Annotated in this window: 18 protein-coding genes; 3 read left to right on the top strand and 15 right to left on the bottom strand. The window is 41.0% G+C overall.

Annotation, left to right across the window (positions count from 1 at the left end; all coding sequences use genetic code 11):
• Positions 1-5: 5 nt before the first annotated feature.
• Both G611_RS0100320 and G611_RS0100315 read left to right on the top strand, forming a co-directional pair.
• A complete protein-coding gene (locus G611_RS0100320; RefSeq protein ID WP_028241904.1) occupies positions 6-1,463 on the top strand; it encodes a flippase in 1,458 nt (485 codons plus the stop codon).
• Between the two features lie 9 nt (positions 1,464-1,472).
• Positions 1,473-2,972 carry a hypothetical protein gene (locus G611_RS0100315; protein ID WP_028241903.1) on the top strand — a complete coding sequence of 500 codons (1,500 nt, stop codon included), beginning with the start codon at positions 1,473-1,475 and terminating at the stop codon, positions 2,970-2,972.
• 132 nt (positions 2,973-3,104) lie between these two features.
• On the opposite strand, the gene G611_RS15530 is transcribed toward G611_RS0100315, so the two are convergent.
• From G611_RS15530 to G611_RS0100235, 15 genes are all read right to left on the bottom strand, one after another.
• Positions 3,105-4,613 carry a M15 family metallopeptidase gene (locus tag G611_RS15530; RefSeq protein ID WP_081656921.1) on the bottom strand — a complete coding sequence of 503 codons (1,509 nt, stop codon included), beginning with the start codon at positions 4,611-4,613 and terminating at the stop codon, positions 3,105-3,107.
• 60 nt (positions 4,614-4,673) lie between these two features.
• The gene (locus G611_RS0100300) at positions 4,674-5,882 is read right to left on the bottom strand and encodes a class I SAM-dependent rRNA methyltransferase (RefSeq protein WP_028241902.1); all 1,209 of its coding nucleotides are present in this window, start codon (positions 5,880-5,882) and stop codon (positions 4,674-4,676) included.
• 23 nt (positions 5,883-5,905) lie between these two features.
• Positions 5,906-7,150 (bottom strand): nucleotide sugar dehydrogenase, encoded by a 1,245-nt coding sequence (locus G611_RS0100295; protein ID WP_028241901.1) that lies wholly within the window; start codon positions 7,148-7,150, stop codon positions 5,906-5,908.
• A gap of 207 nt (positions 7,151-7,357) precedes the next feature.
• The gene (locus tag G611_RS0100290) at positions 7,358-9,805 is read right to left on the bottom strand and encodes a glycosyltransferase family 2 protein (protein ID WP_028241900.1); all 2,448 of its coding nucleotides are present in this window, start codon (positions 9,803-9,805) and stop codon (positions 7,358-7,360) included.
• A gap of 1 nt (position 9,806) precedes the next feature.
• Positions 9,807-13,337 (bottom strand): rhamnan synthesis F family protein, encoded by a 3,531-nt coding sequence (locus G611_RS0100285; protein ID WP_028241899.1) that lies wholly within the window; start codon positions 13,335-13,337, stop codon positions 9,807-9,809.
• Complete coding sequence (locus G611_RS0100280) at positions 13,337-13,825, bottom strand: hypothetical protein (protein WP_028241898.1); 489 nt, start codon at positions 13,823-13,825, stop codon at positions 13,337-13,339. The genes G611_RS0100285 and G611_RS0100280 overlap by 1 nt, the downstream gene beginning before the upstream one ends.
• 12 nt (positions 13,826-13,837) lie before the next feature.
• Positions 13,838-15,139, bottom strand: coding sequence for an ABC transporter ATP-binding protein (locus G611_RS0100275; protein WP_028241897.1), 1,302 nt, complete (start codon positions 15,137-15,139; stop codon positions 13,838-13,840).
• Between the two features lie 596 nt (positions 15,140-15,735).
• On the bottom strand, positions 15,736-16,485 hold the full coding sequence (locus tag G611_RS15025) for a glycerophosphodiester phosphodiesterase (protein ID WP_196801513.1): 750 nt from the start codon (positions 16,483-16,485) through the stop codon (positions 15,736-15,738).
• A 219-nt stretch (positions 16,486-16,704) separates the two neighbouring features.
• Positions 16,705-17,514 carry an ABC transporter permease gene (locus G611_RS0100265; RefSeq protein ID WP_028241895.1) on the bottom strand — a complete coding sequence of 270 codons (810 nt, stop codon included), beginning with the start codon at positions 17,512-17,514 and terminating at the stop codon, positions 16,705-16,707.
• Between the two features lie 17 nt (positions 17,515-17,531).
• The gene (locus G611_RS0100260; protein ID WP_028241894.1) at positions 17,532-19,520 is read right to left on the bottom strand and encodes a hypothetical protein; all 1,989 of its coding nucleotides are present in this window, start codon (positions 19,518-19,520) and stop codon (positions 17,532-17,534) included.
• Complete coding sequence (locus G611_RS0100255) at positions 19,520-20,101, bottom strand: thymidine kinase (protein ID WP_028241893.1); 582 nt, start codon at positions 20,099-20,101, stop codon at positions 19,520-19,522. Before G611_RS0100255 ends, G611_RS0100260 begins: the two co-directional genes overlap by 1 nt.
• 98 nt (positions 20,102-20,199) lie before the next feature.
• Positions 20,200-21,798 carry a GGDEF domain-containing protein gene (locus tag G611_RS0100250; protein ID WP_028241892.1) on the bottom strand — a complete coding sequence of 533 codons (1,599 nt, stop codon included), beginning with the start codon at positions 21,796-21,798 and terminating at the stop codon, positions 20,200-20,202.
• A gap of 97 nt (positions 21,799-21,895) precedes the next feature.
• Positions 21,896-22,756 (bottom strand): VanW family protein, encoded by an 861-nt coding sequence (locus tag G611_RS0100245; RefSeq protein WP_028241891.1) that lies wholly within the window; start codon positions 22,754-22,756, stop codon positions 21,896-21,898.
• Positions 22,757-22,885: 129 nt separating this feature from the next.
• Positions 22,886-23,368: a hypothetical protein gene (locus G611_RS0100240; protein ID WP_028241890.1), complete on the bottom strand. Its 483-nt coding sequence runs from the start codon at positions 23,366-23,368 to the stop codon at positions 22,886-22,888.
• An 87-nt stretch (positions 23,369-23,455) separates the two neighbouring features.
• A complete protein-coding gene (locus G611_RS0100235; protein ID WP_028241889.1) occupies positions 23,456-25,705 on the bottom strand; it encodes a glycogen/starch/alpha-glucan phosphorylase in 2,250 nt (749 codons plus the stop codon).
• 266 nt (positions 25,706-25,971) lie between these two features.
• Here G611_RS0100235 and G611_RS0100225 point away from each other — a divergent pair, with 266 nt between their 5' ends.
• Positions 25,972-26,838, top strand: coding sequence for an AraC family transcriptional regulator (locus G611_RS0100225; RefSeq protein WP_196801512.1), 867 nt, complete (start codon positions 25,972-25,974; stop codon positions 26,836-26,838).
• Positions 26,839-26,848 lie beyond the last annotated feature (10 nt).

Below are 26,848 nucleotides of genomic sequence, written 5' to 3'. Positions count from 1 at the left end.
GTGAAATGAAAGAAAAGAACGTTAAGAAAAATTACATATACAATGTTGCATATCAGATGCTAGTTATTATTACACCTCTTCTCACAGCACCTTACATTGCCAGAGTTTTGGGTGCCAACGGAATGGGTGTATTTAGCTATGTCACTGCTATTGCAGCCTTCTTTATTATATTTGCAAATCTTGGCACATCTACCTACGGTCAGCGTGAAGTTTCCTATGTCCAAACAGATACATACAAAAGATCAATTGCTTTTTGGAATACTGCCATCTTCAGATGTGTAAGCACTGCCATTTTTCTTTTTATCTATGGCGTGTTTGTATTTGTAGCACATCCACAGTGGATGGTTATCTACATTATCCAATTTATCGAAATAATAAACGTGGCCTGCGACACCAGCTGGTTCTTCCAGGGCCTTGAAGAGTTCGGCAAAATAGTTGGACGAAATGCCATCTTTAGAATCATAAATCTTATCATGATTTTCGCCCTTATTAAGGATGAAAATGATTTGGCTCTTTACACTGCAGGCACAGCCATTATCACTATGATGGGGCACGTTTCCCTGTGGGTATATCTGCCTAAGTATCTGACAAGGGTTCATCGCCAGGATTTAACACCATTTAAGGATACTAAAGTTATATTAGGGCTTTTCCTTCCTACTATTGCGGTTCAAATCTACCAGTATTTAGACAAGATTATGATTGGACTGTTCACCGAAGGAAATACAGAAAATGGTTACTATGATGCAGCCATGCGTATCACCAAAATGGTGCTTGTTTTGGTAACATCCATGAGCACAGTTATGGTTCCCCGCATCGGGCAATATTTCAGTGAAGGCAATAAGGACGCTATCCGCTCAGCCATGTACAAGGCTTACCAGTTTGCATGGTTTTTAGGTCTTCCTCTTATGTTTGGATTGTTTGGAATAGCAGACAGCTTTGTGCCATGGTTCTACGGTGACAGCTATGAAAAGGTTAAGATGTTGCTTAAGATTGTATCAGTAATCACTGTTGCAATATCAATAAACAACGTAACTGGAATTGAATATCTGGTTCCAACTAAACGTGAGAGGTTATACACAAGAACAGTTTTAATCGGCGCTGTTATCAACTGCTGCCTGAACCTTGTGTTGATTCCTCGATTATTATCCTACGGTGCAGCTATTGCATCTGCTGTAGCCGAGCTTTCAATCGCAGGCATTCAGCTTTACTATGTACGACATGAGCTTGATATCAAACGGGTATTTAAGCCTGCCTGCAAGTATCTTCTCGCATCTGTTTTGATGCTTGCTCTTCTAATTGTAGAAGGCAATTTTTTACCTGCCACAATCGTTGGAACATTGATTAGAGTGGTTTCAGGTGCCGGTCTGTATTTTGCACTTTTGGTAGTGCTTGTAGATACATTCTTTATAGAAAATGCTACAATCGTACTTAATAAAGTTAAGAAAATCATCAAACGGAGTTAATAATTAATAATGAGAACATTAGCATATCTTTTAATTGTTTTATTTTTTATTTTAGCCTTAGCTTCCTTCTATTTTGGTGTAAAGAAAAAGGGTCGTCCGGTATTTATTATCGGCCTGTATGTCATAATATTCATTTACACTGCTGCAATTGGCGTGTTCTATGCACACTATGTTCCAGACTCATCTCCTGATGAATCTGCTCACATTGCATATGTCTACTATCTCCATGAAACGGGCGAAATTATTCCTCATTTTGAGGACATGCATATTTTCAACAACGTCATGATGAAGTGGTCTACAGAGCCTAACTATGAATATCAGGAATCATTGGTTAACTATCTTTGCCACCCACCTCTTTATTATCACATTATGAGATTAGCCGGTGGCTTTACTCCTACCGAATCAGATGTTGTTGTTACTATTCAAAAGATGCAGCTTCGCTACTTCAGCCTTGCCATTTCGATGATTGGCGTTGGTCTGATGCTTTACATCGGTTATTCCAGACTAACAAAGCAGTGTCCTTGGTTACATCTTTTATATGCCGTTACTATTACAAGCATTCCAATGCTTTCTTATGAGCTTTGCGCTGTTACCAACGATGCACTTGCCCTTGTTACTGGTACCATCTGCATACTTGGTCTTATCAGATTTTGCGAAAAGAAACGAAACCTTGGCACCTACATGCTAATCGCCACAGGCATTTCTGCTTCGCTTTTGACAAAGCTTACTACTGCAATGCTTTGCATATTTATGGCACTTATCGTTCTTGTTATTACTATGATTAAAGAGCGCAGCCTAAAGGGGCTTATCGCCAAGGAGTTTTTTATCTCCATCCCTGTTTATGTCATCGCTGCTGTTTACTACATTTTAGTTTATCAGCGTTACGGAACTATACATCCTTCTTTGGAGCTTATCTGCAGCAAGGATTACTTCGAAAATACGATATATTATGTTAGCAAGGCCGAGCGTGTTAGCTTCACCTTTAGCGAATATCTTTCATATTACTTTGAGCGATTCTTCCTTTCTTGGTCTGGAATCGAATCTATTTATCGTTTTATGAAGACCTTCACCTACAGCCTTACTGCTATTCCATTTGAATTGCTTTGGGTGCTTCCTGTACTACTGTTTATCCCAGTGGTAAACAAGAAAGCTGGCTCACTAGCTCTTCCTCTTCAGGCCGGATGGATATCATGTGCCCTTACATTTATCTACCAGCTTAAGAGTGCTTATGGAACTTATATTACCCGTGGATACTTAGGCGGATTCGCCTCTAGATATTATTTACCATTTATTCCTGTTTTAGCATTAGCCCTTGCTGTCATTCTTGCCAGCCTGCTTGTAGAAAACGGCTTCAATGCTGAGACAGAAGAACTCACAGTGAATGGGTCACTTGCCACCTTTGGAAAGCGCATGTTCTACAACCAAATGATTTACGCCATTGGATTAGGATATGCCTTCCTACTTTTCTATGGTAATTTCCCATTTTTCTTGCTTCACTTTGCAGCGTAGTCCAAGACACGTTAGTCCGCCTGTTACGCTGTCAATAAATATATTACACCGTCGCGAGATTGGCTCATTGTGTAATATATTCATTGACAGCTACAGGCTCATTCTAAACATCTGGTTCGCGGCTTCACTACGTCACTTCTCGAAATGCTGATAGTCTTTTGATGAATTCCATGCTCCACCCCAACTGAATCCGTGTGCGATGAACAGCTGATATGCCAGGTCTGTTTCATCAATCTTGTGCGGGAAATCGGCGGCGCGGTCTACGTATGGTGTGCTGTTGGCTGGTTCTATGTTCAGGTTTCCATTAACTGTTTTGATATATGGATTGTAAAGTGGATTAATATCTATAGCCATTCCACTTCCGTGCTTTGAAATCTTTGTTGTGTGGCTGATGAATCGGAAGTTGAAGCTTGAAGAATTATTATCTGCCATTGACGCTTCATCCTCTGCATTATATTCATCCACCAGCTTAATCTTTTCTATCTGATAGCCTGCTTCATACAGCTGCTCAAATATCTCCAGCAAATCCTCCGCTATTGCCTTGTTGCATATGATTTCTCCCTCATGGGTCTGCCCATCAAATCCCACATGTAATACATGCAAATATCTCAAATCCTCTAGCGGCACTGTGCAGTCATCCTTGTAGGACTTTCCCTTTATCCTTGCGAAGATGTCGCTGTCGGCTGTAAATTCTATTCCGTAGAAATTTTCTGTGTCTTTAACATTTGTTGTGGTCATTTTCTCTTCCCCTGTAGTGTTTTCTTTAACCGGTTCATCTGGTGGTGCCATCGCTTCTGATTGCTGATTAACATCTTTTTCACCACCCTCCACAGGCACTAGCTCCAGTGTTGATGATATAAACACATGGTAGCCTAAAGCGTCTGCTTCGTCTTGGATGTAGCGGGCTAGCTTGTCATCGGTGGTGTATTCTAAGAGATATACTTCACCGCCAGCGTCGCTGACGCGCTCTAGGTAGTCCAGAAAGTATTCGCTGTCGTCCTTTGTGGTTTCACCGAAGGTGCCTTCATCCCAGTTGATGGAAGTGTAGACACTCTCCTGATTGACGCCATCTATTACTGCAGATAGAGTGTCATTCTCATCTAGGTAGCGGGAAACGTAGGAGTCTCCGCCATTTACGATGACAGTCTTGCCAGTTGCTTTTAGGCTAGAAAGCATGTCAGTCAAAGCCTGATATATCTCCTCTCTTGGGTCGATGTAATAGACATCGCAATTATCAATAAAGAATCCATCTATGCCTTTTTCTATCAGCTGTGGAGCCAGGTCATTTATAATAAACTCCTGCCACTTCGGATTGCTGACATCTACCCAGCGCTCCTCATCCCAGTTTTCGTAAGGGGCTGTGGTAATATCTTTGTATTCATCATAATAATCTCTAAAGCTTTCCACTGAACCAATATTCAGATATGAGTAAATCTCGCCACAGTTTTCCTTTAAAGCTGCGACTTCCTCTTTAGAATAATATTGGGCATCTATAACAAGGGTGTCATAGCTTATACCCTCCGGCAGCTCACTATATTCTGCCCCGATGTAAACACCGTAATCCGAGCTAGCCGAAATCTCACCGCAGCCAGTCAGCATTAGTGTCATTATCACTGCTAAGCATCTAATCCCATTCTTCATAATTCACCTTCCTTTTGCTGTTAGCCACTTTAAAAGGCCCCGAATTATCGGGGCCTTTTTTTATTTCTCATCCACAACCTGGAACACTAAGAACTTAAGATAATAGCTTTCATCTGCAGCCCATAGTATTGGGTGGTCTGGTGCCTGAGTGCGGAACTCAACCTGACGAAGGCGCTTGTGAGCAGCCTTGGCAGCCTGACCGATTACTTTTATAAATAAATCCTGTGTCATGAAATGGGAGCATGAGCAAGTGGCAAGATAACCGCCATCCTTTACCAGCTTTAAGCCCTTCATGTTAATCTCACGGTAACCCTTCATGGCGTTCTTTGTAGCCTCGCGGGATTTTGTGAATGCTGGTGGGTCAAGGATTACCACATCATATTTCTCACCAGCCTCTGCAAGCTTTGGAAGCTCATCAAGGACGTTTGCCTGTCTGAACTTTACAGTGGAATCTAATCCGTTAAGCTTTGCATTTGCTGTGGCCTGAGATACAGCGAATTCTGATATATCAAGACCTGTTACATCAGCGGCCCCTGCGATACCTGCGTTAAGTGCGAAGGTTCCCATGTGGGTAAAGCAATCAAGTACCTTTTTACCCTTGCACAAACGCTGAATAGCAAGACGATTGTACTTCTGGTCAAGGAAGAAGCCTGTCTTTTGACCATTCACTACATCTACCATGTAATGAACTCCGTTTTCTACTACCTCAACATCGGTATCAAATTCTTCACCGATGAAGCCCTTGTATGGTGCCAAGCCTTCTTTCTTACGAACAGCCGCATCGCTACGCTCGTAAACGCCGCGGATGCTATAGCCATCCTCAGCCATAATCTTTTTAAGATGCTCTACAATCTGCACCTTAAATCTATCAATGCCAAGTGCAAGTGATTCAACCACAAGCACATCAGCATACTTATCAATTACAAGACCAGGCAAGAAATCTGCCTCGCCAAAAATTACTCTACAGCAATTCAAATCCTTCTCTAAAAGCACTGACTTACGATATTCCCATGCATTCTTTACTCGCATGGCAATGAAATCGTCGTCGATAAGCTGTTCCTTATTGCGAGTCATCATGCGCACTCTTATCTTTGAATTGGTGTTGATGAAGCCGCGGCCCATCATGTAGCCATCAAAGTCGTGGACGATGACAATGTCTCCGTTTTCGAAGGAGCCCATTACTGTATCTATTTCGTTATCGAATATCCAGGCTCCGCCCGCCTTAATAGTGCGGCCTTCGCCTTTCTTTAATGTTACTATTGCTTCCATATCTTTACTCCGCTTTGATTACATTAGTCACGGGCGAAGACGTCACGGGTGTATACCTTGTCGCGGACGTCGTCGAGGCATGAGTTGTAGCGGTTGGCGATGATGGCGTTGCTGAGTGCCTTGAACTTGCCAAGGTCATTTACTACGCGTGAACCGAAGAATGTTGTACCATCCTCAAGTGTTGGCTCATAAATGATTACTGTAGCGCCCTTTGCCTTTACACGCTTCATTACGCCCTGGATTGATGACTGACGGAAGTTATCTGAATTAGACTTCATTGTAAGTCTGTAAACACCGATTGTTACTTCTTTTTCAGCATCCTTGTTGTACTCATTAGAATCGCCGTAGCCATAATAGCCAGCCTTCTTAAGTACCTGATCAGCGATAAAATCCTTACGTGTTCTATTTGATTCAACGATGGCACGGATAAGCTCCTGTGGAACATCATTGTAGTTTGCAAGCAACTGCTTTGTATCCTTTGGTAGGCAGTATCCGCCGTAACCAAATGATGGGTTATTGTACTGGTCTGAGATACGTGGGTCGAGGCAAACACCCTTGATAATTGCCTGTGTATCTAAGCCCTTTGTCTCTGCATAAGTATCAAGCTCGTTGAAGTAGCTGACACGAAGTGCAAGATATGTATTAGCAAAAAGCTTTACTGCCTCTGCCTCTGTGAATCCCATTACAAGAGTATCAATATCCTCTTTGATTGCGCCTTCCTGAAGAAGTGCTGCAAATTCATGAGCTGCCTTTGTAAGAGCCTCATCCTTTTCATCTGTACCAACGATGATACGACTTGGATAAAGATTATCATAAAGAGCTCTTGATTCACGAAGGAATTCTGGGCTGAATAAGATCTTATTTGAACCCATCTTCTCACGGATTCTCTTTGTGTAACCTACAGGGATTGTAGATTTAATTACCATGTATGCATCAGGATTAACCTTCTGTACAAGCTCGATAACTGCTTCTACAGCTGATGTATCAAAGTAATCCTTTGAGCTATCATAGTTTGTAGGTGTTGCAATAACAACGAATTCTGCATCCTTGTAAGCATTCTCACCATCAAGTGTAGCTACAAGATCAAGCTCCTTGTTTGCAAGATAATCTTCAATCTCTGCGTCTACGATTGGAGACTTTTTATTATTGATTAGTTCTACTTTCTCTGGAATAACATCTACTGCTACTACGTGGTTGTGCTGTGCTAAAAGTGTAGCAATTGAAAGTCCTACGTAGCCTGTGCCGGCTACTGCAATTTTTCTGTTCATTTTCTTACTCCTAGTCCGGACCTGTCCTCTAGTACTCCGTGCTCCCGGAGGCCACCTCCCATTGCAGTCAAGGGAACCTCCCTAAAGGGTCCCTCCTTAACTACATGGGGCCCTCCTCCTCGCGCTTGCCTAGGTTATGCTCAGGTCCTCATCTATAAATAAAATACTATTACAGTTCGATAAAATTAGCCTTTGGTTACTTTACGTTTACTCTTCCTTCAGGCGATACCAGCCATCTAATATTGATAGATTTGGATTGTAGTATGGGTCGCCTTTTTCTAAGATGTCTGGCCAGTATTTTTCTAGCTTTTCTACTTCTGAATTGAAGCGGGCAACCTTTTCGCCTGTGTCTTCGTAGCCACGGGATTTTGATTCGTAGTGGTAAAGCTCTGCGTGTGGATTGTAGACTACAAGGTATCCCTTGTCGCGAACCTTCATGCAGAAGTCCACATCGTTGAATGCAACTGCAAGGTCTTCTGTAAGGCCGCCAACCTCTTCAAATACATCGCGTCTAACCATAAGACATGCGGCTGTAACTGCTGACAAATCCTGAGTAGTTACGGCTCTGAACATATAGCCTGGCTCGCTTCGCTCGAGGCCAACAAAGGTGTGGCCAGCGATGCCGCCGATTCCCATTACAACACCTGCATGCTGCACTGTGTTGTCAGGATAATATAAAAGCGCTCCGCAGATACCAACATCTGGACGAAGGCAAACATCAACCATCTCCTTGATACAGGTTTCGTTGATGATTTCTGTATCGTTATTTAAAAGTAGGAACATTTCTCCCTTGGCAACCTTTGCTCCGCAGTTGTTGATTGCAGAGAAGTTAAAGCCTGGAGTCTCGTAACGAACAATCTTTACATCATCTCTGCCTTCGATGCTCTTATAGTATTCGAAGGTTTCTGGCTCTGTAGAATTGTTCTCAACAATGATATATTCAATATTCTTGTATGTGCTCTTTGTATCGATTGATTTAATACATTTGTCCAAATCATCTGTATGGTCCTTGTTAGGGATGATGATAGAAACAAGTGGCTCCTTGCCCCAGTTGTATGTTGTGCGGTAGCATCCGTAGAATGTATCCTGCTCAACTGTAGCTGGAATGCCTAATCTGTCGTAGTGAGCCTGAACAGCCTTGGCTCCTGCATCGAAAGCGTAAAGCTTGCTTTCTGCACTCATGGCTGTAGATGCTGCATGGCTACGCCAGTGATAGAGCGCCTTTGGAACGTGATGAACCTTCTTAGCTGCCTCACAGTAACGAAGAATTAAATCGTGATCCTGTGCTCCATCATATTCCTTATTGAATCCGCCAACCTTTTCAAATAATTCCTTCTTGAAAATAAATAAGTGGCAGATGTAATTAACCGAACAAAGTAAATCCAAGTTGAAATCTGGCTTGAACACTGGCTCAAAGTATTCCTTGGAATCCATGGAAATCTTATCCTCGTCTGTGTAAAGCACATCGATTTCGCGGTCCTTATTGATAGCTGCAACGCATTCGTACATAGCGTTTGGAGCCAATGTATCGTCATGGTCGGAAAGCACGATGTAATCACCAGTTGCAAGTGCAATGGCTGCATTAGTGTTTTCGGAAATACCTAAGTTATCTGAAAGCAATGTGTATTTGATTCTGCTTTCCTTAGGGTATTTCTTCTCAATAAACTTGCCAATTGAATCATCACCGCTGCCATCTGCAAGGCAAAGCTCCCAATTAGGATATGTCTGGGCGATGATTGAATCGATAAGCTCTACCAGATATTTTTCTGGTGTCTTATAAAGTGGAATTACAATACTCATCACTGGATTGTATTCGAACTTTTCATCTCTCTGGCGCTGAAGCTCTACATCTGTAGGACCAAAGCTTGTAAGGAAATCCATGTATGTGTACTTTGGTGCATCAGCATCCTTGAACTTGTCGATGGCATGCTTGATAGTAGCGCCGATTCCGTTGTCCTGACGGTAAAGCTCGATGCGCTCCCAGAGGCTCTTCTTTGGAAGAAGATTGCCGCCAGTAAGGACGTGCTCCGTATCAACCTTGCAATCGTAAACCTGACCATTTGCAGTGATTGTAAGGCGAAGCTTTTTGTAGTTGCCCTTGTCAAAAACAATCTCAAGACCAGAATCGCACTTTTCTGTAAGCTCAGGATAAACGCCGTAAACGTCCTTTCTGAACATACGCTTAACAGAAATTGGAATTTCTGTGTTGCCATCATATAAATGGAATTCCTCTGGCACGTTGCCGATGGCCCAGCCCAAGATTTGAATCTTGTCGTCTGTAACCGCAGAACGCTCCAAATTGTATTCATATTCTTTTTTAAGCTTTTCAAGGTCTCGGCCTGTAGCCTTGTAGACAACGCTCTTTGTGTCGCCTAGCACGCAAACAAGCTTAAGGGATTTAACCTCCTTAAGGTTTGCTGGAAGCTCTATCTCGCCAACGTATTCCTTGGAAACGCTTTTGTGAGCTGCAATGTAGCGACGACGAACCTCGTTGCCTTCGTTGATAGTGATGTCCATCTTGTATGGCTGTCCGTTCATTTCTGCTACAAGCTCGTAGCCTTTAGGATTATCGAATGGATAAAATCCCTGGAACAATAATGTATTTTTCTTGGTTAAGTGATATCTGATAAATACCACATTAAAAGTATCTCTCAAACTAATCTACCTTCCATGTACCTGTCTTAATATCAAACTTTTGTACACCACCGCGGCTGTAGCCATCCTCAACTGTAAGACTGTCTGCAATTTCCTCAGTTAATGTACCGTTTGCAATTATATCATAGAATAAATCTTCTACAAGCTTTGTATCAGCGAAAAGCCCATCTTTCGTATCCTTTGTGGATTCTGCAAACTGCTTAACAAAATCCTTGATACCCTGCTGAAGCCTTCTTACATCATCGCTGACGTAATCGTCATCCTTGTAATGAGGCTGTGGCTGGCCATTCTCCATAGTGAAGTTGATGAGCTGACCTGTTGGAGCCTTAAGGGCACTCTCCAAAAACAGCTGATATCTAAGAAGCTTGCTTTCGCCGATTTTGCTGGCATCCTTTATTTCGTAGATGGCATCTGCTCTGCCGCCGATACGCTCTGGCTTGTTAGAATGAAGGGCCAGGTAATGTCCGGCGATATCCCTGCCTGTAAGCTTCATTAGGAAATACTGGATTGTTCCAGAAAATCCTACATCTATTACTGCAAGGTCTGTAGCTGAGCTGAATATCTTATTTGCGTAGTTCATATAAGAATTCTTTTCAACCTTTGCCTTGGCAAGAATCTCATCCTTGTATGGACTGATTATTCTCATCATTTCATCCTGGCTTGTAGCGTAGTCGATTTGGACATCCTGATCATCCTCATGAAGGCTTATTCCAAAGCGCTCCTCTAAAAGATTGCTAAAGCTTCCCATATATTTTTGAAGGAGAAGCTCTCTGATATCCTCCTCAGTTTCAAGTGCTGGCACTGCCACCGCACGACGTGATGTAAGAAAATAATTAGCTACTGGCATTTCCTTACCACGGTTTTTGCAGTAATCCTTGAACATCTGCTCTAGAAGATATCCTTCGCGAGCTAATAGCAACAAGGATTCCTTTGTATTAGCATTGTTTTCAACTACCCATTGAATGAATCGGGCCATCAAAGGTCCCATTGTGGTGTAGCCGAAATCGTAATTATCCTTAAACTTAAGTGTTCCACCTTCACCATAAGCAAATGGAGAATTGAAAAGCCCACCATTTAAGGCCTGTCCTAGCATAAGCGAATTAGGAATGTTGTCCTTTGCAAATGCTTTTAGATAATCGAAATCTGAAAGCTCCAGCATAGCCTTAGGGCTAAGCACTACATGGCTGGCAACGCCTCTGTCCATAAGAAACTGCGAGTCAGAACGGAAGTTATCACCCACGTGGATAAAGCTGTTTGGATTGATACCAGAAAGTAACATATCCCACATGCTTCCATCATCTTTTCTAGCTCCTACTTCGCAGGAAATAATCAGTTCATCATATCCACCGATGCCGCATTTGTGAAGGATTCCAACCATCTGTGCACGGTTAAGATACATGTCGCTGACTAAGATTACGTGTCTGCCCATGGCCTTTAATGTGTTGAACACATCAACCATATCTTTTCTTGGAATGCAAAGCCTTGTTTCAAGGTCTACCTCCAGCTTTTTGATGTCCTGGGCGATGTTGCCAATGGTCTTGTCGTTAGCCACTTCCACGTAAATCTTATCTAGAGTGGTCATGGCGCCGTACTTTTTAACTGCCTCGGCCTCTGCGGCCTTTCTAATCTTAAGGAAAGGCACGTGCTTGCCGTATTTATTAGCGATAATATTCTCCATAAGATGGAAAACATCATCTGGCTCGAAGATTGTTCTGGTAACCAAAGTATCGAAAATATCAAAGGATACCACATCATAAGCCCCAAGCTTCATTGTGAGAAGCTCCTTGTCCATTTTGAAGGTATTGTAAAATGGGCGAAGGCTCTTATTTCTGACTGTATCAGCCTTATCTAAATACATGATGTAATCATCATAGCCCTGTTTTCTGGAAATGAATGGAAGGATGCGCTCTAATGCATGAGCAAGTGTGCCATCTGTCTGGCCCTGCTCACGAGGGAAATCCTCGTAGGTGTATCCACGTTCAAACAATGGTTTGAGTGCATCTGTCCTAGCCCAGAAGAATGAGCCTGCTGGATAATTGAATACTGAAGGCATATCGCCTAAATCGTATTCTGCAAAAAGCTGTCTGCCCAATCCCTCATTTGCCAACCATGAATAAGCGATTGTAGGTACTTCTTCATGGATATCAGGATAAATGAGACCGGCGTTTTTGTTTTTGAATAGATCAAATATATCCTTTATCTTGTCCTCTGAACCAAGAAGTAGCTCTAATGAGAACTGTCTCCAGCCACCCTTCTCCTGTCCTGAGTACAAAGACTTTTTACTATGAATATGTAAAAAATAATCGTGATTTAATATTTCATTCGCAAACTTTACATACAAAGGTGCTAAATCCCTACCTCTGTTTGGAAGAGGTCTGATGTCGATGCTCTTAGCAAGCTTAAGCTCCTTAAGACCAGCTCTTATAGCTGCAACATCAGCATCCTCCTGGCAAGATATGTAAAGGTCAAATCTGTATGGCATGTTTGCAAAATAGCTAACAAATTCTGGTAGCAAATCCACGTAGAAAAGATGCAGGTGGATGGCGATGCTTGGCTCTGCCTCACCCATAGCTGCCTTTTTCTTGGCTTCCTTTGCTGCAAGCTTTGCTCGTTTTGCTTCCTCCTTGGCAGCACGCTTTGCCTGGCGTGCTGGAGTATCCTTGCCTGTAAGGAAGGATTTGAAAGCTCTGATGCTTTCAAGTGTCTGATAACCTCTGGTGTTAACTGTGTTATCGTATATGGTCTGAATCTGACTGAGGTTAGCCTCGATGTTGCGGATGTGAACATCCTTAGCTGCAATCAAATCCTGCAGCTGCTTTATCTGATAGTCGCGGCTGGCAATTGCAAAATCAGCACTTGTCTTGCTGCGTCCCTTTGCATGCTCTCTTAATTCGTGAAGATTCTTAACATCCTTGAAGATGTATTTTGACTGGAAGTGGTCCTCCATCTGCTGATATACAGCTCTTTCCTCATCTGATATTGATACTAGATGTTCTGGAAGGTCACTGAACTTGCTAGCGCGGTAGAATACGTAATTGATAGGAACAAGGAAATCAAATGTCCACTCGTAATCAATTATCTGCCAACCCTTGTCTGTTTTGATGACGTTGTCAAAAATTAAATCTACATCTAAGTATTCACTTGCCAGCACTCCTCTTGGCATGCTGACCTGTCCGAATACCTCTTCAAACTCTGGGCTTATTTCGAATTCCTTGGCGTTTTTCATGTAAGCCTTTTTAACTGCTTCGATGAATGTAGCTGCATCAGCCTCTGTAATATGCTGTCCTTCTAAGAATTCGCTTTCGATGGCATCTCCCACCAAATTACTTTCATTTACGCAAAAATCAGAGCCTTGCAATATCTGCTGCAAGCCTCTGTAGCTATCAAAAACTCTATGTATATGGCCCTTGGCCTCATCATCGTATGGGCGTTTAATAACAACCCTTTTGCCGTCTCTTTCAACTATATCAGTGATGATGTTATATTTTGGATTACGCTCGTTAGAAAGCTTTTCGTAAAGTAATCTCTCCATTATTTAGCAATGAGCAGATAGTCGCCTGCTCCACCCCCTATATAATCCTCTGAGTATATTTCTGTAGTAAACATGTAATCAGGGCTGACCCTGTAGGTCGTAATGTCCTTGAAGCCTGCTTCCTTTAAAAGCCTTTTGGTAAAATCTGCCATTCTAAGCTTTTCTGGCAAAGCATATACCAGCTTTCCTTCAGCTGAAAGCATCTGCTTAAGAACTGATGGGGTTTCTGTTAAATGTCCGAGATTAATGATGATATTAAATGTACCTTTAATATCTCTCACTGCATCCTCAGTTGCTACAGTAACATCTGTAGCAACCTCTTTAAGCCATTCCACCAAAGCATCGCTGTCTGGATCAATAATCAGAACCTTATCGCCCTTGCCAATTCCTACTGGCGACAGCACATTGCTTCTAAGGTGTGACAGATTTTCAATGGCCTCGATAGTTCCCTCATCAAAAATTCGCCTGTTATACTTTTCCTGAATCATAGGCACTCCCTTTTATTTCACCTGTTCTACCGTTACGTTAGAATTCATATCATAAAATCCAACAGTATTCTTGGTGCTTACAACTGTAAGATTCATAACATCGTATAATCTGTGATATGCAACAAAATCTACACCATCAAAGCCTGTACAGCTGATAGACATAAGATATTCGCCGCCTTGCATATCCATTCTCTGTGTGAAGGTCGCAACGTATTCGCTACCTTCCTTACAAAGACCAACATCGCACTTTTCGTACATAGTGTTGGTACCTGTAACATCTATTCCCTTAAGAGTCTTAAAGGTAAGTGTGAATATTGGGTTTTCTATATCTGTATTGAAATGCACCTTTGACTTAACTGTGAAGGTGCTGCCCTTCATAATTGCATTGGTGTAATTACCGTTGTCATCGATTATAGCGAAGTCCACGATAGAAGCTCTGCCATCACCGTATTCATTAACGTTAGGGTTAAGCTGATAATTTGACTTCCAGGTCTTGCCATTATCTACCTGAGCTAAAGCCTGACCATCAATAGCTGCAAAGCTATCTGCGATATCGACCTTGCTGTTAAGCACTGGCTCCTGACCAACCAAAATCTTTTTATATATATCTATCATTTCCTTTGGTGTGCCCTCAGCAACCTTATCACCCTTATTGATAAGCACTGCCTTATCACAATATTTGCTGATTGCGCCCAAATCGTGGGAAACGAAAAGAATAGTCTTTCCTGCCTCTTTAAATTCCTCGAACTTCTTATAGCACTTTGCCTGGAAGAACACATCGCCAACTGAAAGAGCCTCATCTACAATAAGAATCTCAGGGTCAATGTTGATAGCTACCGCAAAGGCAAGACGTACAAACATACCGCTAGAGTATGTCTTTACTGGCTGGAAAACGAAATCGCCTATATCTGCAAAGCTAAGAATATCATCAAGCTTTTCATCTATTTCTTCCTTAGAATAGCCAAGCATGGTTCCGTTAAGGTAGATATTTTCCATACCTGTGTATTCCATGTTAAAGCCCGCTCCAAGCTCCAATAGAGCCGAAATACGGCCGTTAACAGTCACCTCACCTGCCGTAGGCGACAACACACCTGTAATAATCTTCAGAATTGTAGATTTACCGGAACCGTTAGTACCAATAAGTCCTACACATTCACCCTTCTTAACAGAAAACGACATATCCTTCAGGGCATAATGTTCCTTATAATTCTTCTTCCTACTAAGTCCTAAAGTATCTGCCACTCTGGCTTTATTACTAGCGTAGAGCTTATAAACCTTGTCTACATGCTCTACATTTATAACATATTCGCTCATAGTATCTCCTAAGTATAATATCTAGTAAATTTTAACACATTTTACACATATCGCAAAGTGCAAAGAACCTCCAGTGATATTCTGTCGGTAAGGTGTGTAGAGGACGGACATAATACAAAAGTGTATTGGCATGTGGATTCAGGGTGTAGGCCCTTCCCCAGTTGCCTTGGAACGAGCTTAGTAAAATAAAAAGTGAGTTTCACATATATTGGCATGAACCGCTAGGATGGCGGTTCAAGTGCGAAAGCAACACGATGTTGCATAGAGCACGGTGCCTATATATGAGAAACTCACTTTTTTAATTTTACTTAGCGAGTGGAGTGGCAAATAGGGGAGGGCCTACCCCCTTCATCCTCATGCCTCTCAACCTACAATTATGTCCGCTCCCTACACACCTTACCTTCGAATTGTAAAAGCCATGTAAGTACACCTACATAAGCAAGATAACACACATTAAGATAATCACGAATCTGCTCAAATGATATCCACACCAGAGGCGCTGGGCCCGGCAGGGGGAGGGGCAACCAACAAACAAAAATTATGTGAATAGAAAAAGGCACCGGAGGAATCCGATGCCTTTTTTGGGTATTAAGTTTTTAGAGTGCGCTCATATCGGCGAAGTCTGTGATGACACCGTCTACACCTAATCGCTGAAGGGATAACATTTGCCCTTTACTCTGTGGTGCGTATGAATATACTTTGCCACCATTGTCATGGATGGCTTTTATAGTTTTTGGCGTAAGAGTTTTCATGTTGACACCATAGTATTCAGCTGGGTATTTGGTTGGCAATGTAGATTTTCCGAAGGATGCAAGTACCATTATTGGCTGGTAAGGATTAATATCCTTGATTGCTGTCAAATAATCGTAGTTAAATGACAGGAAGATGATTCGGTTAAGCATGTTGTACTGTGCACATTTTTCGTAAACCTGCTTTGCAAACGCCGGGTCCTCACCGATATCCTTGAGCTCGCAGAATACACGCATATTTGTAGAGCTGAGCAAATTTAATGTCTGGTCTAATGTAGGTATGCGCTCGCATTTATATTCCTTATCGAACCAGTCCCCCGCATCTAATTGCAAAAGCTCTTCATAGGTGTGATCTGCGATTGTGGTTCGGTCGCCTGTTAGTTTTTCCAAGGTATCATCATGATAAATCACAAGTTCCCCATCCTTGGTTTTTCTAACATCGAATTCTACCGTTTTGGCCCCGCAGGCATAAGCCCCTGCAAATGCGCTAAGTGTGTTTTCAGGGTACGCTCCAGAATATCCTCTGTGGGCAACTATCTGAACCACTATATCCTCATCTGCATCGGCTGGAAGGTAGAATAATTCACTTGCGACCATAAAAGAACAAAGTAAGGCAACCACACTTACTGTGATGGATCTCCCTACTTTGAAAAAGTGTTTATTCCCCATACGCAAGCCCCCTCTCTCTAGCTACTTATATTTTACCATGATTTGAATTTTCTGACATAAAGCCCAAACAAAAAAATTGCCCGAAATCCTCGGGCAATTTTTATTAAATATTATCCATTGAATTCATTTAAATATTCAATCTAGTAATTATAACGCATCCGCAAACTGTGGCTGAAGCTTCTTGAACACATGTGTTCCAAGGGCAAATACAAGGATTGTAAAGCACCAGAAATACAGTGTTAACCAAGGCTTTGTCCAGAAACCTGTCTGCGAAATAAAGCTGTCACGATAACCGCTTGTAATGTAATACATAGGATTAAGCTGGAGCAAAATAACAAGCCAGTTTGGAATCTTATCAAGCATTGTATCAAAGTTCCACATAATTGGTGTTGCCCAGATTCCTACCTGTAACAAAATATTAATGAGCTGCGCCATATCCTTGAAGAATACGCAAAGAGCGCTGCTTAAGTATATCAATCCAATAGTGAGTGCCATCATGGCAATAAAATAATATACAAGCTGAAGGAAGTATGGAGTAATTCCAAAGCCGTAAAGCAATCCTACAATCAATGTAAACAAGGTGAAAAAGCCGTGTACAAAGATGGATGAGACAGCCTTAACAAAAGGTAATACATTAATTGGGAATACAACCTTTTTAACAAGGTAGTTGTATTCGTGAAGAACTACCGTACCAGCTGATAATACCTCACTAAAGTAGAACCATGGAACAATACCTGCTGAAAGCCAGAAAACAAATGGTGCATCTATTCCTGCCTTTGTTCCCTGTGTTCCCTGATTTAAAGCTTTGTCAAAAACGATCCAATATACAAGCACTGTGATAACTGGCTGTACGAAAGCCCAAATAACTCCGAGAGTGGAGCCGGCAAACTTCTGCTTAAAATCGTTTTTTGCAAGCTTTGTTATAAGTTTTTTGTTTGCAATTAAGTCTTTTATCATACTATCCTACCAAACCTTTAGTTGATGGCTGAAAGCCCGCCATCTGAATTGAATTTATAAATGCTAACCTCATCATTTGAGAAAACAAGTTCTAACTTCAAGCTGTTAACCTTATAGTTAGGATGTACCATCTTTGTAACAACAAGATAATCAACACCACTCATATCCATTGCTGTTTCAGCCTCATTAGCATTTTCGCTGAAAAATTTATTATTGATAGATTTCATGGCATCTATCTGTTTTTCAGTTACATCAGAGTAATCGTATCCTTCTAGGTAACACTGTCTTTCAGAAAATGCACCACAATAGAAATAAATGCTTCTGTAATCAGTTTTCTCTGAGAATCTATCTACTGCTACAAGTGAATCTGTAGCTGTATTATCCCTTAGCCATAAGTAAGCATCTAAGGTGTCTGCTGATACAAGGCTTGGGTCATCACCTGCCTTAGCTTCATAAATTGCATTTTGCTTAACATCGTCGTAGCAGAAATATACAATATCGCCTGCTAAGAATAATGTTCCGATAACAAGAAACGTTGTTGTAAAGTAGAAGATAAATGTTCTTCTATGTTCCACAAGATATCTGATGGCACCATAATAAATAAATGCCGCATTTGTAATAATAAAATATCCCTGTGAAAGGCCTGGGACGCTGATGAAGCAAAATCCTATAACGCCCATCATTACTGAGCCTATTACGAACCAATCAAAAATATCTCCGATTACGCCTTCTTTAATGAGGGCAGAGAATTTTTCGCAAGTAAATGCTGTAAATGGAATAATAAGTGGACCAATGATACAAATCATACAGCCTATTACTCCAACAATAACCCATGGAAATGCCATGTAATCCATGCCGAACTTATTGATAAGCTGGCCTACTCTTGATGCATCAAGAGTTCCCTCTGGAGTGATGTGCATTGCTCTGTTATTAGAGCCTGATGAGTTGATTCCAACTGTAACTGTTAGGTATGTAAATACAAATCCTAAAGTAACAATCACTGCATACATAAATCTAGGCATGTGGAACTTCTTAAGTATTATCGCCTCGACAATAAATACTGCCCAGGTAATAGCTACAAGCATGATTCCCGTTGTGCCTTTAAATCCTGTTGCTGCCGCTGACAATAGATATAGCGCAATTATATTCTTAACGCTGTATTTGTCATACCATATCTCTACTAGGATATCTATAACAACAATGGAAAGTGACATAGCCATGCCAAGTGAATTGATATTGCTATATAAATGATTATTCAGCCAAGAAAAAGGAAATCTCATTCCGGCAATATTCAATGGCATTAAGCATACACAGGATATTAATGTTCCTGCACAATATACAAAATAATTAAATCTGTATGTAATTTTGCCATAACGAATTCTTTCGCCTGTTGTAAGCAATGCCAATGTGGTAGGGAAGGCACACATAAGTGCATTACCATTCATATACAATCTGAATGCATCCATACCAAAGATATGCTTGCACATAGCAAAGATTAATTCGTAGTAGTAGTGATAATAAAATGTTAGTCCTTCAACACGTATATCAGTATTTGGAAATGATCTGCTTAAAGAAACAATATTTCCAGTATGGAACAGACAATCGTGGTAAACCTGAATTGTTTGTCCGTCTAGAGCACCGATATATTTGATTTGAAAGTTTAAGACTGATGCTAAATAAATAAATCCAAATATAATTATTCCAGTCCATCTAAAATGTTCGCCTGCATTAAATAAGGATGGTCGTCCTTTCTTAATGTAAACAAACACAGCTAATATAGATGTAATTGGTCCGGCTACCATTATAATTCCATTTATCTTCAACAACGATTCGATAAAATAAAGAGTAGCCATATAAATAAAGCCGATAAAAAATGCTGCCAGTAATCTGGTTGATATCCTAAGTCTTCTAGGCAATAGCATTTCCTCGAATAGCATTCCTGGAATCTGAATCCATATTAATGCATAAGCCACAAATATCAATGTGATTGATAAACTAAAAGTCATTAACTCTCCTCTTCCTCTACTGGAGCCAGCTGACCTAATTTGAAATGCTTACGACAAAGAGCAACATAGGAATCGTTTGCGCCAAGCATTACCTGAGGTCCAGAACGTACAACGCCCTTTTCGTTGTACCTACAATTACATGTAGCCTTATGCCCACACCAGCACACTGTCTTTACTTCGTGTATAACATCTGCTATAGCAATCAGGCGTTCTGATCCTGGAAAGAGCTTGTTTCTAAAATCAGCTCTAAGTCCATAAGCAACCACTGGAACGTCCATAAAATCAACGATATCAGACAAATAATCTATCTGCTCTTTTGTTGCAAATTGTACTTCGTCTACAATAATGCAATCAAACTTTTTGATTTCTTCTTCTGACATTTCTATTAAATCTTCTAGAAAAACACACTCGTTCTGAAGACCTATTCTGGAACGAACAATACGCTCACCATCTCTTGTATCAAGCTTTGGCTTAACCAAAAGAGCGCTTTGTCCTACCTCCTCATAATTAAAATGTGTCATCAACGCATTTGCCGTCTTTGACGACCCCATAGCACCATAGTAATAGTATAACTTTGCCATAGCATATTCCCCTTTTACATAAATTGACAGAAGACTAAAAAACGCCTTCTGTCTAATTAATACATATTTTAATGTTAATACTAGTAAAAGTCAAAACTTTAGTTCCAATCAATAGTTTCCAATTCTGTTGCTCTATGTACCAGCCTATAATTGTCCTTTCCATGGTTCTTTACAAAGTACAATGTTAAATCGGCTGCATTAAGATAATCCCATGCACGATTAAGCGGTCTAGGCACATGATTTACTATACCCTGTGATACAGAAAGGTTAGGTAAGCCAAGCTCGTCTCCTATTTCTTTTACTCTTTGTTTAATCTCTTCTGCTTTATTTATAATATCCTGATCTGACATGTTGTAATAGAATACGATAAATTCATCGCCACCATAACGAGCAACAAATATGTTCTTAGCAGAAATACTTTTTAAAACTCCGGCGATTTCTACTAATAGGTCATCGCCCTTAGAATGTCCATGAGTATCATTTACCTCCTTGAACATATCCACGTCCATCATTTCAACAGCAAAGTTCTTCTGTTCCTTGTTGGCAAGTTCAAACAATTCATCTGCAACAGCATTCATCTTTAATCTGTTTGCTATTCCTGTTAATGAATCTGTCTCAGCCGCTGCAAGTAAAAACAGATTCTGAGTCTTCTCCTGAGCAAGCTCAGTTCTAAGCTTTAGGGTTGCTAAGAATGAACGCTTATTTCCTTCGTTTTTACGCTCAGTAAATGCGTGATAATTCTTCAAGCTCTGCATTAGCTTTTTATCATCACCAACTGTTGTATAGATTTGTACTCTAAGATTTTCAATAAATATATGCAAATCAACATAATCATCCTCAGGTGTTATCTTCTCAAGATGATTGAACATATTCTCAATCTCGGCATATTCGCTTTTTTTCATCAAATAATTAATGAAATCTTTTGTCTCATCGAAATATACCATACACTCATCGCATGAATAAAAAGCCTCAAGGCACTTTTGCTTCATAATCTGAGCGTTTAATTCATCTTTTCTATATTCAAAATAAAAATATCGAGCTAAAACTATGCTGAAGCATGAGCATAAATCAGTATACTGCTCCACGATTTTTTCCATCAATACATAGTTATCGTATGCCTCTTTTAACTGATCTAACTTAAGATATAAGCGAACAATAAAAGCATAATTGGTTGCGAGGAATATATTTTTCATTTCCCCGTCTTCTACGTAATCGCAGCATTCTAATGCTATAAAGCTATATTCCAATGCCTGCTTGTATGCATTCATTCCATAACATAAAGCCGCAAAGTTAGAACACGCCGCTACTTCCTCTAAATAAAACCTGTTAGCTCTTGCAAGCTCGATAGAATTAATAAAATATTCCTCGCTGGTTATATAATGACTTTCGCTTCCGAATATGATTCCAAGCTCATTATAACAACGGCAGGTAAGTAAATACTCGTCTGTTTTGGACAAGCCTTTTACACCTGCTGATAAATAAAACAAAGCCTGTGAAAAATCACCATTTTTGCAACATGCATCGCCTAGTATGCAGCTTGAATAATTCTTTAGATCCTCATTTCCGCATTCATGAGCTAAGTCAAACAAGTCGCATGCTAAGTCTAGGTGTTTTTCACAGTCTATGTCTCTTACTCGATTAATTTCAGATATCAGCTCCACAACTTCTGGAGACTGTTTATTGCGCAATTCTTCCACTAATATCCTCTTCCTAATTGCTAAAGACCTTGCGCTCCTTATGGACCGCGGCCACATTATACCATGACCGCCGTTATATTACTAGATAAATTTTTAATTAATTTTCCTTATATAACGCTGCTGTCAGTTTTCCATTATCCGCAAGGATGCATACTAGCATCTTAGTATCATATGGATTGGAGAATTTTAAATCTAATGCGCCCCATGAAATAGTAGCGTCCCAACCCTCTGGCAAATAATAAACTGGAAGTGAATGTGGATGTCTTTCAGACACTTTTAATCCTGCCATTTTTGTTGCTGCATATATGGTTGAAGAAACCTGGCAAACACCACCGCCTAATCCCATTGCGTGCTGCTTTGCTATGAATACTGGTGCTGTAACAAATCCATTTGCTGTTGTACGAGGGCCAATGCTGTTAGATGCAGAAAATGTCTGACCTGGTTCTAATACTCTACATCCAATCTTCTTGGATGCGTTTGCAATGTTGCTACCTCTTGCAGCTTTAGCATCGTAATCTGTAACATACACGCCAAGCAATGTAAGATTTGTAGGAGGAACAACTTCTACAACGCCAGCAACTGGTGTACCATCACGTCCTTCTGCTGCACCAGCACGAACGTAGTGGCAGACATATGCCAACATATCGTCACCGTAGACCGCTGCTAAATCAGGATTTTTGGTTTTGTAATCTGTGGCATTGAAATTTGCGCATGGGTTTCTACCCTCATAAACTCCGCAAACCACATAATGGTTTAAAAGATATACCGGATTTCCATTTGCTCTATCTGCAACATCTGGATACATCATGGCATAATAATTCACATCAAATATCTTTGAAACAAGCTGAAGCTCTTCATTTGTAGCAGCCTCAGCGTCTAATTCAGGCACAAATACGAAAGCAAGAACAAATACTATAATTGAAAAAAACAATTTACGAAAACTCTTTTTCCTACCCATAATCCCTCCTATGTGTCTTATGATATTTTTCATTTTAACACTTGTTATTCAGAATTGTGTGACGATTTTGAGTTTTGTGTGTAAAAAATACGCCAACGATATTTCTATCGCTGGCGCATCTAAAATCAATTATTTATTTTTTGACTGCTCGTTAAGTTCAGCCTGCTTCTTAAGTGCCCAAGCTCTTAAGCCGCCCTTTTTCTTCTTAGTATCTTTCTGCTCTGTCTTACCGTGTAAGCCCTTAACCTTTGTGATGTAAAGACCTGATACTGTAGCCTTAACTTCCTTTTTAACAGGGATGTCGTCAAAAATCTGAGCATCGCAGATAAGTGTCATAACCTGTGGACCAACCTTAGCCTTAACAACTGGGATTTTAGAACCTCTAGCATACCAAGGTGTGTTAGCCACAACTGCCTCAGGAAGACCTGCATTCTTAAGCTTCATACGCTTCTTATCAATGATAAGCATTGAAACCTGCTGTGCAACAGCATCCATCTGTGCCTTCTGTTCATCCTGGCGTGTCTGCATACGCTTTCCAAGGAAATATAAAACTACCATAGCAACTACAAGAACAAGTGCAATTACTAGTAGTACGATTCCGACTGTACTCATAAAATATCCTCCATATCTATTGCTCCCCTGGAGCCACAACTAGGTGATATTTTACCATGGAATAGGCAATAAATCAACGGATTCCTTTTATAAGTGCCAGATGTCCTGGTTGTACTGCTCGATTGTTCTGTCTGATGAGAAGAAGCCTGCGTTTGCAATGTTCTTAATCATCTTGCGGCCCCACTCGGTGCGGTTTTCAAATGCAGCGTAAGCTTTCTCTTTAGTCTCGCAGTAATCCTTGAAGTCAGGGAATGTCATGAACCAATCCTTATTAAGAAGCTCGTTGTAAAGTCTCTCGAGGTTCTCCTTCTTGCCCACTTCCATAAGCTTGTCTGATACGATGAAATCTACACACTTCTTGAGGTTTGCATCCTTCTCGTAGTAGTCGCGTGAGCAATAGCTAGCATCAGCATAGCGCTTGATAACTGTATCTGAATCCTCACCAAAGATGAAGATGTTGTCGTCACCTACGAATTCGTGCATCTCAACGTTAGCACCATCCATTGTACCGATTGCAACAGCACCGTTAAGCATGAACTTCATGTTTGAAGTACCAGATGCTTCCTTAGATGCAAGTGAAATCTGCTCGTGGATATCGCATGCTGGGATAAGCTTTTCAGCAAGTGTTACGTTGTAGTTTTCTACCATAACAACCTTGAGATAAGGGCTTACCTCTGGATCATTGTCGATAATCTCTGACAGGCAGAGGATAAGGTGAATGATATCCTTTGCGATTACGTAAGCAGGAGCTGCCTTTGCACCAAAGATAACTGTGATTGGACGTGATGGCTTCTTGCCTTCCTTAATCTCGAAGTACTTATTGATTACGTAGAGGGCGTTCATCTGCTGACGCTTGTACTCGTGTAATCTCTTAATCTGAATATCGTAAACACTGTTGTCGTCGATGTTGATTCCCTGTGTCTTTGCAAGGTAGTTCTTGAGAACTGTCTTTCTTGTCTTCTTAACGTCTAAAAATCTCTGAACAACAGCATCATCGTTCATGTACTGCTCTAACTTCTTAAGCTCTGTAGCATCCTTCTTGAATCCAGGTCCAATCAACTCTTCGATAAGCTTTGAAAGCTCAGGATTGCTGTAAAGTAACCATCTACGGAATGTGATACCGTTTGTCTTGTTGTTGAACTTCTCTGGGTAGAGCTTGTAGAATGCGTTAAGCTCTGTATCCTTAAGAATCTCTGTATGAAGGGCAGCAACACCATTGATAGAGATACCGTAGTGGATATCCATGTGTGCCATGTGTACAAGACCATCCTTGATGATATCTACTTCTGGATTGTTGTACTTGATATGGATTCTGTTGTGAAGCTCACGGATGATAGGCATAAGCTGTGGAACAGCCTTCATCATAAAGTGGATTGGCCACTTCTCAAGAGCCTCTGCAAGGATTGTATGATTTGTGTATGCGCAGCACTTTGAAACTACGTCAATAGCCTCATCCATTGTAAGTCCTCTAATCTGAAGCAATCTGATAAGCTCAGGGATTACCATAGATGGGTGTGTATCGTTAATCTGAATTACAGCGTAATCTGCAAGGTCGTGAAGGTTTGAACCCTTTTCAACAGCCTCGTCCAAAATAAGCTGTGCAGCGTTACTTACCATGAAGTACTGCTGATATACTCTAAGTAATCTTCCGTTATCATCTGAATCATCTGGATAAAGGAAAAGTGTAAGATTCTTTGCAAACTCGCTCTTATCAAAGTTGATTCCCTCTGTGATGATGCTCTCATCTACTGTATCAACATCGAAAAGATGAAGCTTTGTAGTAACTGAATCATAGCCTGTTACATCGATATCGTACATGTGGCTGGTTACATTAAAGCCACCGAAATCTACGCGATATGTGCGCTCTGTCTTTGTCATCCAGCTATGGTCGTTCATCCATGGGTTTGGCTCTTCTGTCTGAAGATTATCCTTGAACACCTGCTTGAAAAGACCCATGTGATATGCAAGTCCTACGCCATCGCCGTTAAGACCAAGTGTTGCAATTGAGTCGAGGAAGCATGCTGCAAGACGTCCTAAGCCACCATTTCCAAGTGAAGGCTCAACCTCGATTTCCTCAATTTCTGCAAGAGATTTTCCGCAAGCCTCAAGCTCTGCCTTTACCTCGTCATAAAGTCCCAAGTTAATAAGGTTATTTGAAAGAAGCTTTCCAATAAGGAACTCTGCACTGATGTAATAGAGCTTCTTTTTGCCTCCTGCGATTTCCTTGTTCTTTGCCTGATCCTTTACGTACTCTAGAAGACCAATGTAGATTTCCTCGTTTGTGCACTGATCCATGTGGCGGCCGAAGCGCACCTTGATGTATTCGTTTGCTGTCATGTTATCCTCCTTATAATACCTACGCTGAGATTATTTACTCTTTCATGCTCCCGCAAGGCATCTTCCATACCTACCTATGGGAGCCCGCCGGCGTGGGCACCCACCCATAGGCAGGCATGGCGCCTCCTTGCTCGCGCTTGCCAACACTGTGTAATCTCAGCTCATTCTTTATCAACTTTAATTGCATTATAATGCTCCTGACGCACGTTTTACTTGCCTTATACCGCCAAAAAGTGATACTATTCTGCTATCAGGAGATATTTATTATGATAAACATTAACGAATATCAAGCAATACACGAAAACAAAAGTCACTTTGACTACAATATTCCATACAACACATACCCTTGCACCATTCCTTTGGATTTTGAGAGTGTGCCATTGCATTGGCATGAGGATGCAGAGTTTATTTATATTAAAAAGGGTGCGGGAATCATTGTAATTGATGGTATGGAGCATCAGGCGAGTGCTGGGGATATTGCGTTTATTTTGCCTAGTACGGTGCATGGGATTTATCAGTTTGAGAATGAGTCTATGGAGTACGAGAATATCATTTTTGACTCGAAGATGTTTTCTTCTACTCTGGATGATTTTTATGATAGTTTTCTATTACCATTTTTTGAAAGTGCTGTAGAGATTCCTGTTATCTTTAGGCCTGGAGTGACTGGGTACGAAAGTATCAAAAGATATCTGGACAGCAATGACAATATTTCCAGCCACCGCGAGGGTGCCTGGGGGCTGGCTATTAAGGGAAACATGTATCTACTGCTTTTCAATCTGGTTACCATTTACGAGCAGCATATTGACACATCTACCAAGAAAAAAATAGACAAGCTAAAGCCAGTCATCAAGCACGTGGAGCTACACTATGGTGAGCCTACCACTGTTGAGGAAATGGCAAAGCTTGCCGGATTTTCTGAATCTCATTTTATGCGATTTTTCAAGGAAGCCTTTGGTGTCAGCTTTGTGACCTATCTAAATGACTACAGGCTTTCCATGGCTGCCCGCCTACTACTATCTACCGAGGATTCTGTGCTTAATATCTCTCAACAGGTAGGTTTTGAAAATCTGTCTCATTTCAACAGACAGTTCAAAAAGAAATATAGTAAAACCCCAAGGGAATACCGCAGCTAAATGAAGAGTC

The organism is Pseudobutyrivibrio ruminis AD2017 (assembly GCF_000424305.1).
GTDB classification, from domain to species: domain Bacteria; phylum Bacillota; class Clostridia; order Lachnospirales; family Lachnospiraceae; genus Pseudobutyrivibrio; species Pseudobutyrivibrio ruminis_B.
The sequence above is the reverse complement of the archived record's forward strand: the minus strand, read 5'-3'. Positions and strand labels throughout refer to the sequence as shown.

What these genes read in the sequence shown, in the direction of transcription:
- G611_RS0100300 (WP_028241902.1), bottom strand. Translation starts at nt 5,882, where the DNA reads ATGGAAGCAATAGTAACATTAAAGAAAGGCGAAGGCCGCACTATTAAG.
- G611_RS0100255 (WP_028241893.1), bottom strand. Translation starts at nt 20,101, where the DNA reads ATGGCAAAGTTATACTATTACTATGGTGCTATGGGGTCGTCAAAGACG.
- G611_RS0100265 (WP_028241895.1), bottom strand. Translation starts at nt 17,514, where the DNA reads ATGATAAAAGACTTAATTGCAAACAAAAAACTTATAACAAAGCTTGCA.
- G611_RS0100260 (WP_028241894.1), bottom strand. Translation starts at nt 19,520, where the DNA reads ATGACTTTTAGTTTATCAATCACATTGATATTTGTGGCTTATGCATTA.
- G611_RS0100245 (WP_028241891.1), bottom strand. Translation starts at nt 22,756, where the DNA reads ATGGGTAGGAAAAAGAGTTTTCGTAAATTGTTTTTTTCAATTATAGTA.
- G611_RS0100275 (WP_028241897.1), bottom strand. Translation starts at nt 15,139, where the DNA reads ATGAGCGAATATGTTATAAATGTAGAGCATGTAGACAAGGTTTATAAG.
- G611_RS0100235 (WP_028241889.1), bottom strand. Translation starts at nt 25,705, where the DNA reads ATGACAGCAAACGAATACATCAAGGTGCGCTTCGGCCGCCACATGGAT.
- G611_RS0100315 (WP_028241903.1), top strand. Translation starts at nt 1,473, where the DNA reads ATGAGAACATTAGCATATCTTTTAATTGTTTTATTTTTTATTTTAGCC.
- G611_RS0100295 (WP_028241901.1), bottom strand. Translation starts at nt 7,150, where the DNA reads ATGAACAGAAAAATTGCAGTAGCCGGCACAGGCTACGTAGGACTTTCA.
- G611_RS0100320 (WP_028241904.1), top strand. Translation starts at nt 6, where the DNA reads ATGAAAGAAAAGAACGTTAAGAAAAATTACATATACAATGTTGCATAT.
- G611_RS0100240 (WP_028241890.1), bottom strand. Translation starts at nt 23,368, where the DNA reads ATGAGTACAGTCGGAATCGTACTACTAGTAATTGCACTTGTTCTTGTA.
- G611_RS0100225 (WP_196801512.1), top strand. Translation starts at nt 25,972, where the DNA reads ATGATAAACATTAACGAATATCAAGCAATACACGAAAACAAAAGTCAC.
- G611_RS0100280 (WP_028241898.1), bottom strand. Translation starts at nt 13,825, where the DNA reads ATGATTCAGGAAAAGTATAACAGGCGAATTTTTGATGAGGGAACTATC.
- G611_RS0100285 (WP_028241899.1), bottom strand. Translation starts at nt 13,337, where the DNA reads ATGGAGAGATTACTTTACGAAAAGCTTTCTAACGAGCGTAATCCAAAA.
- G611_RS15025 (WP_196801513.1), bottom strand. Translation starts at nt 16,485, where the DNA reads ATGGTCGCAAGTGAATTATTCTACCTTCCAGCCGATGCAGATGAGGAT.
- G611_RS15530 (WP_081656921.1), bottom strand. Translation starts at nt 4,613, where the DNA reads ATGAAGAATGGGATTAGATGCTTAGCAGTGATAATGACACTAATGCTG.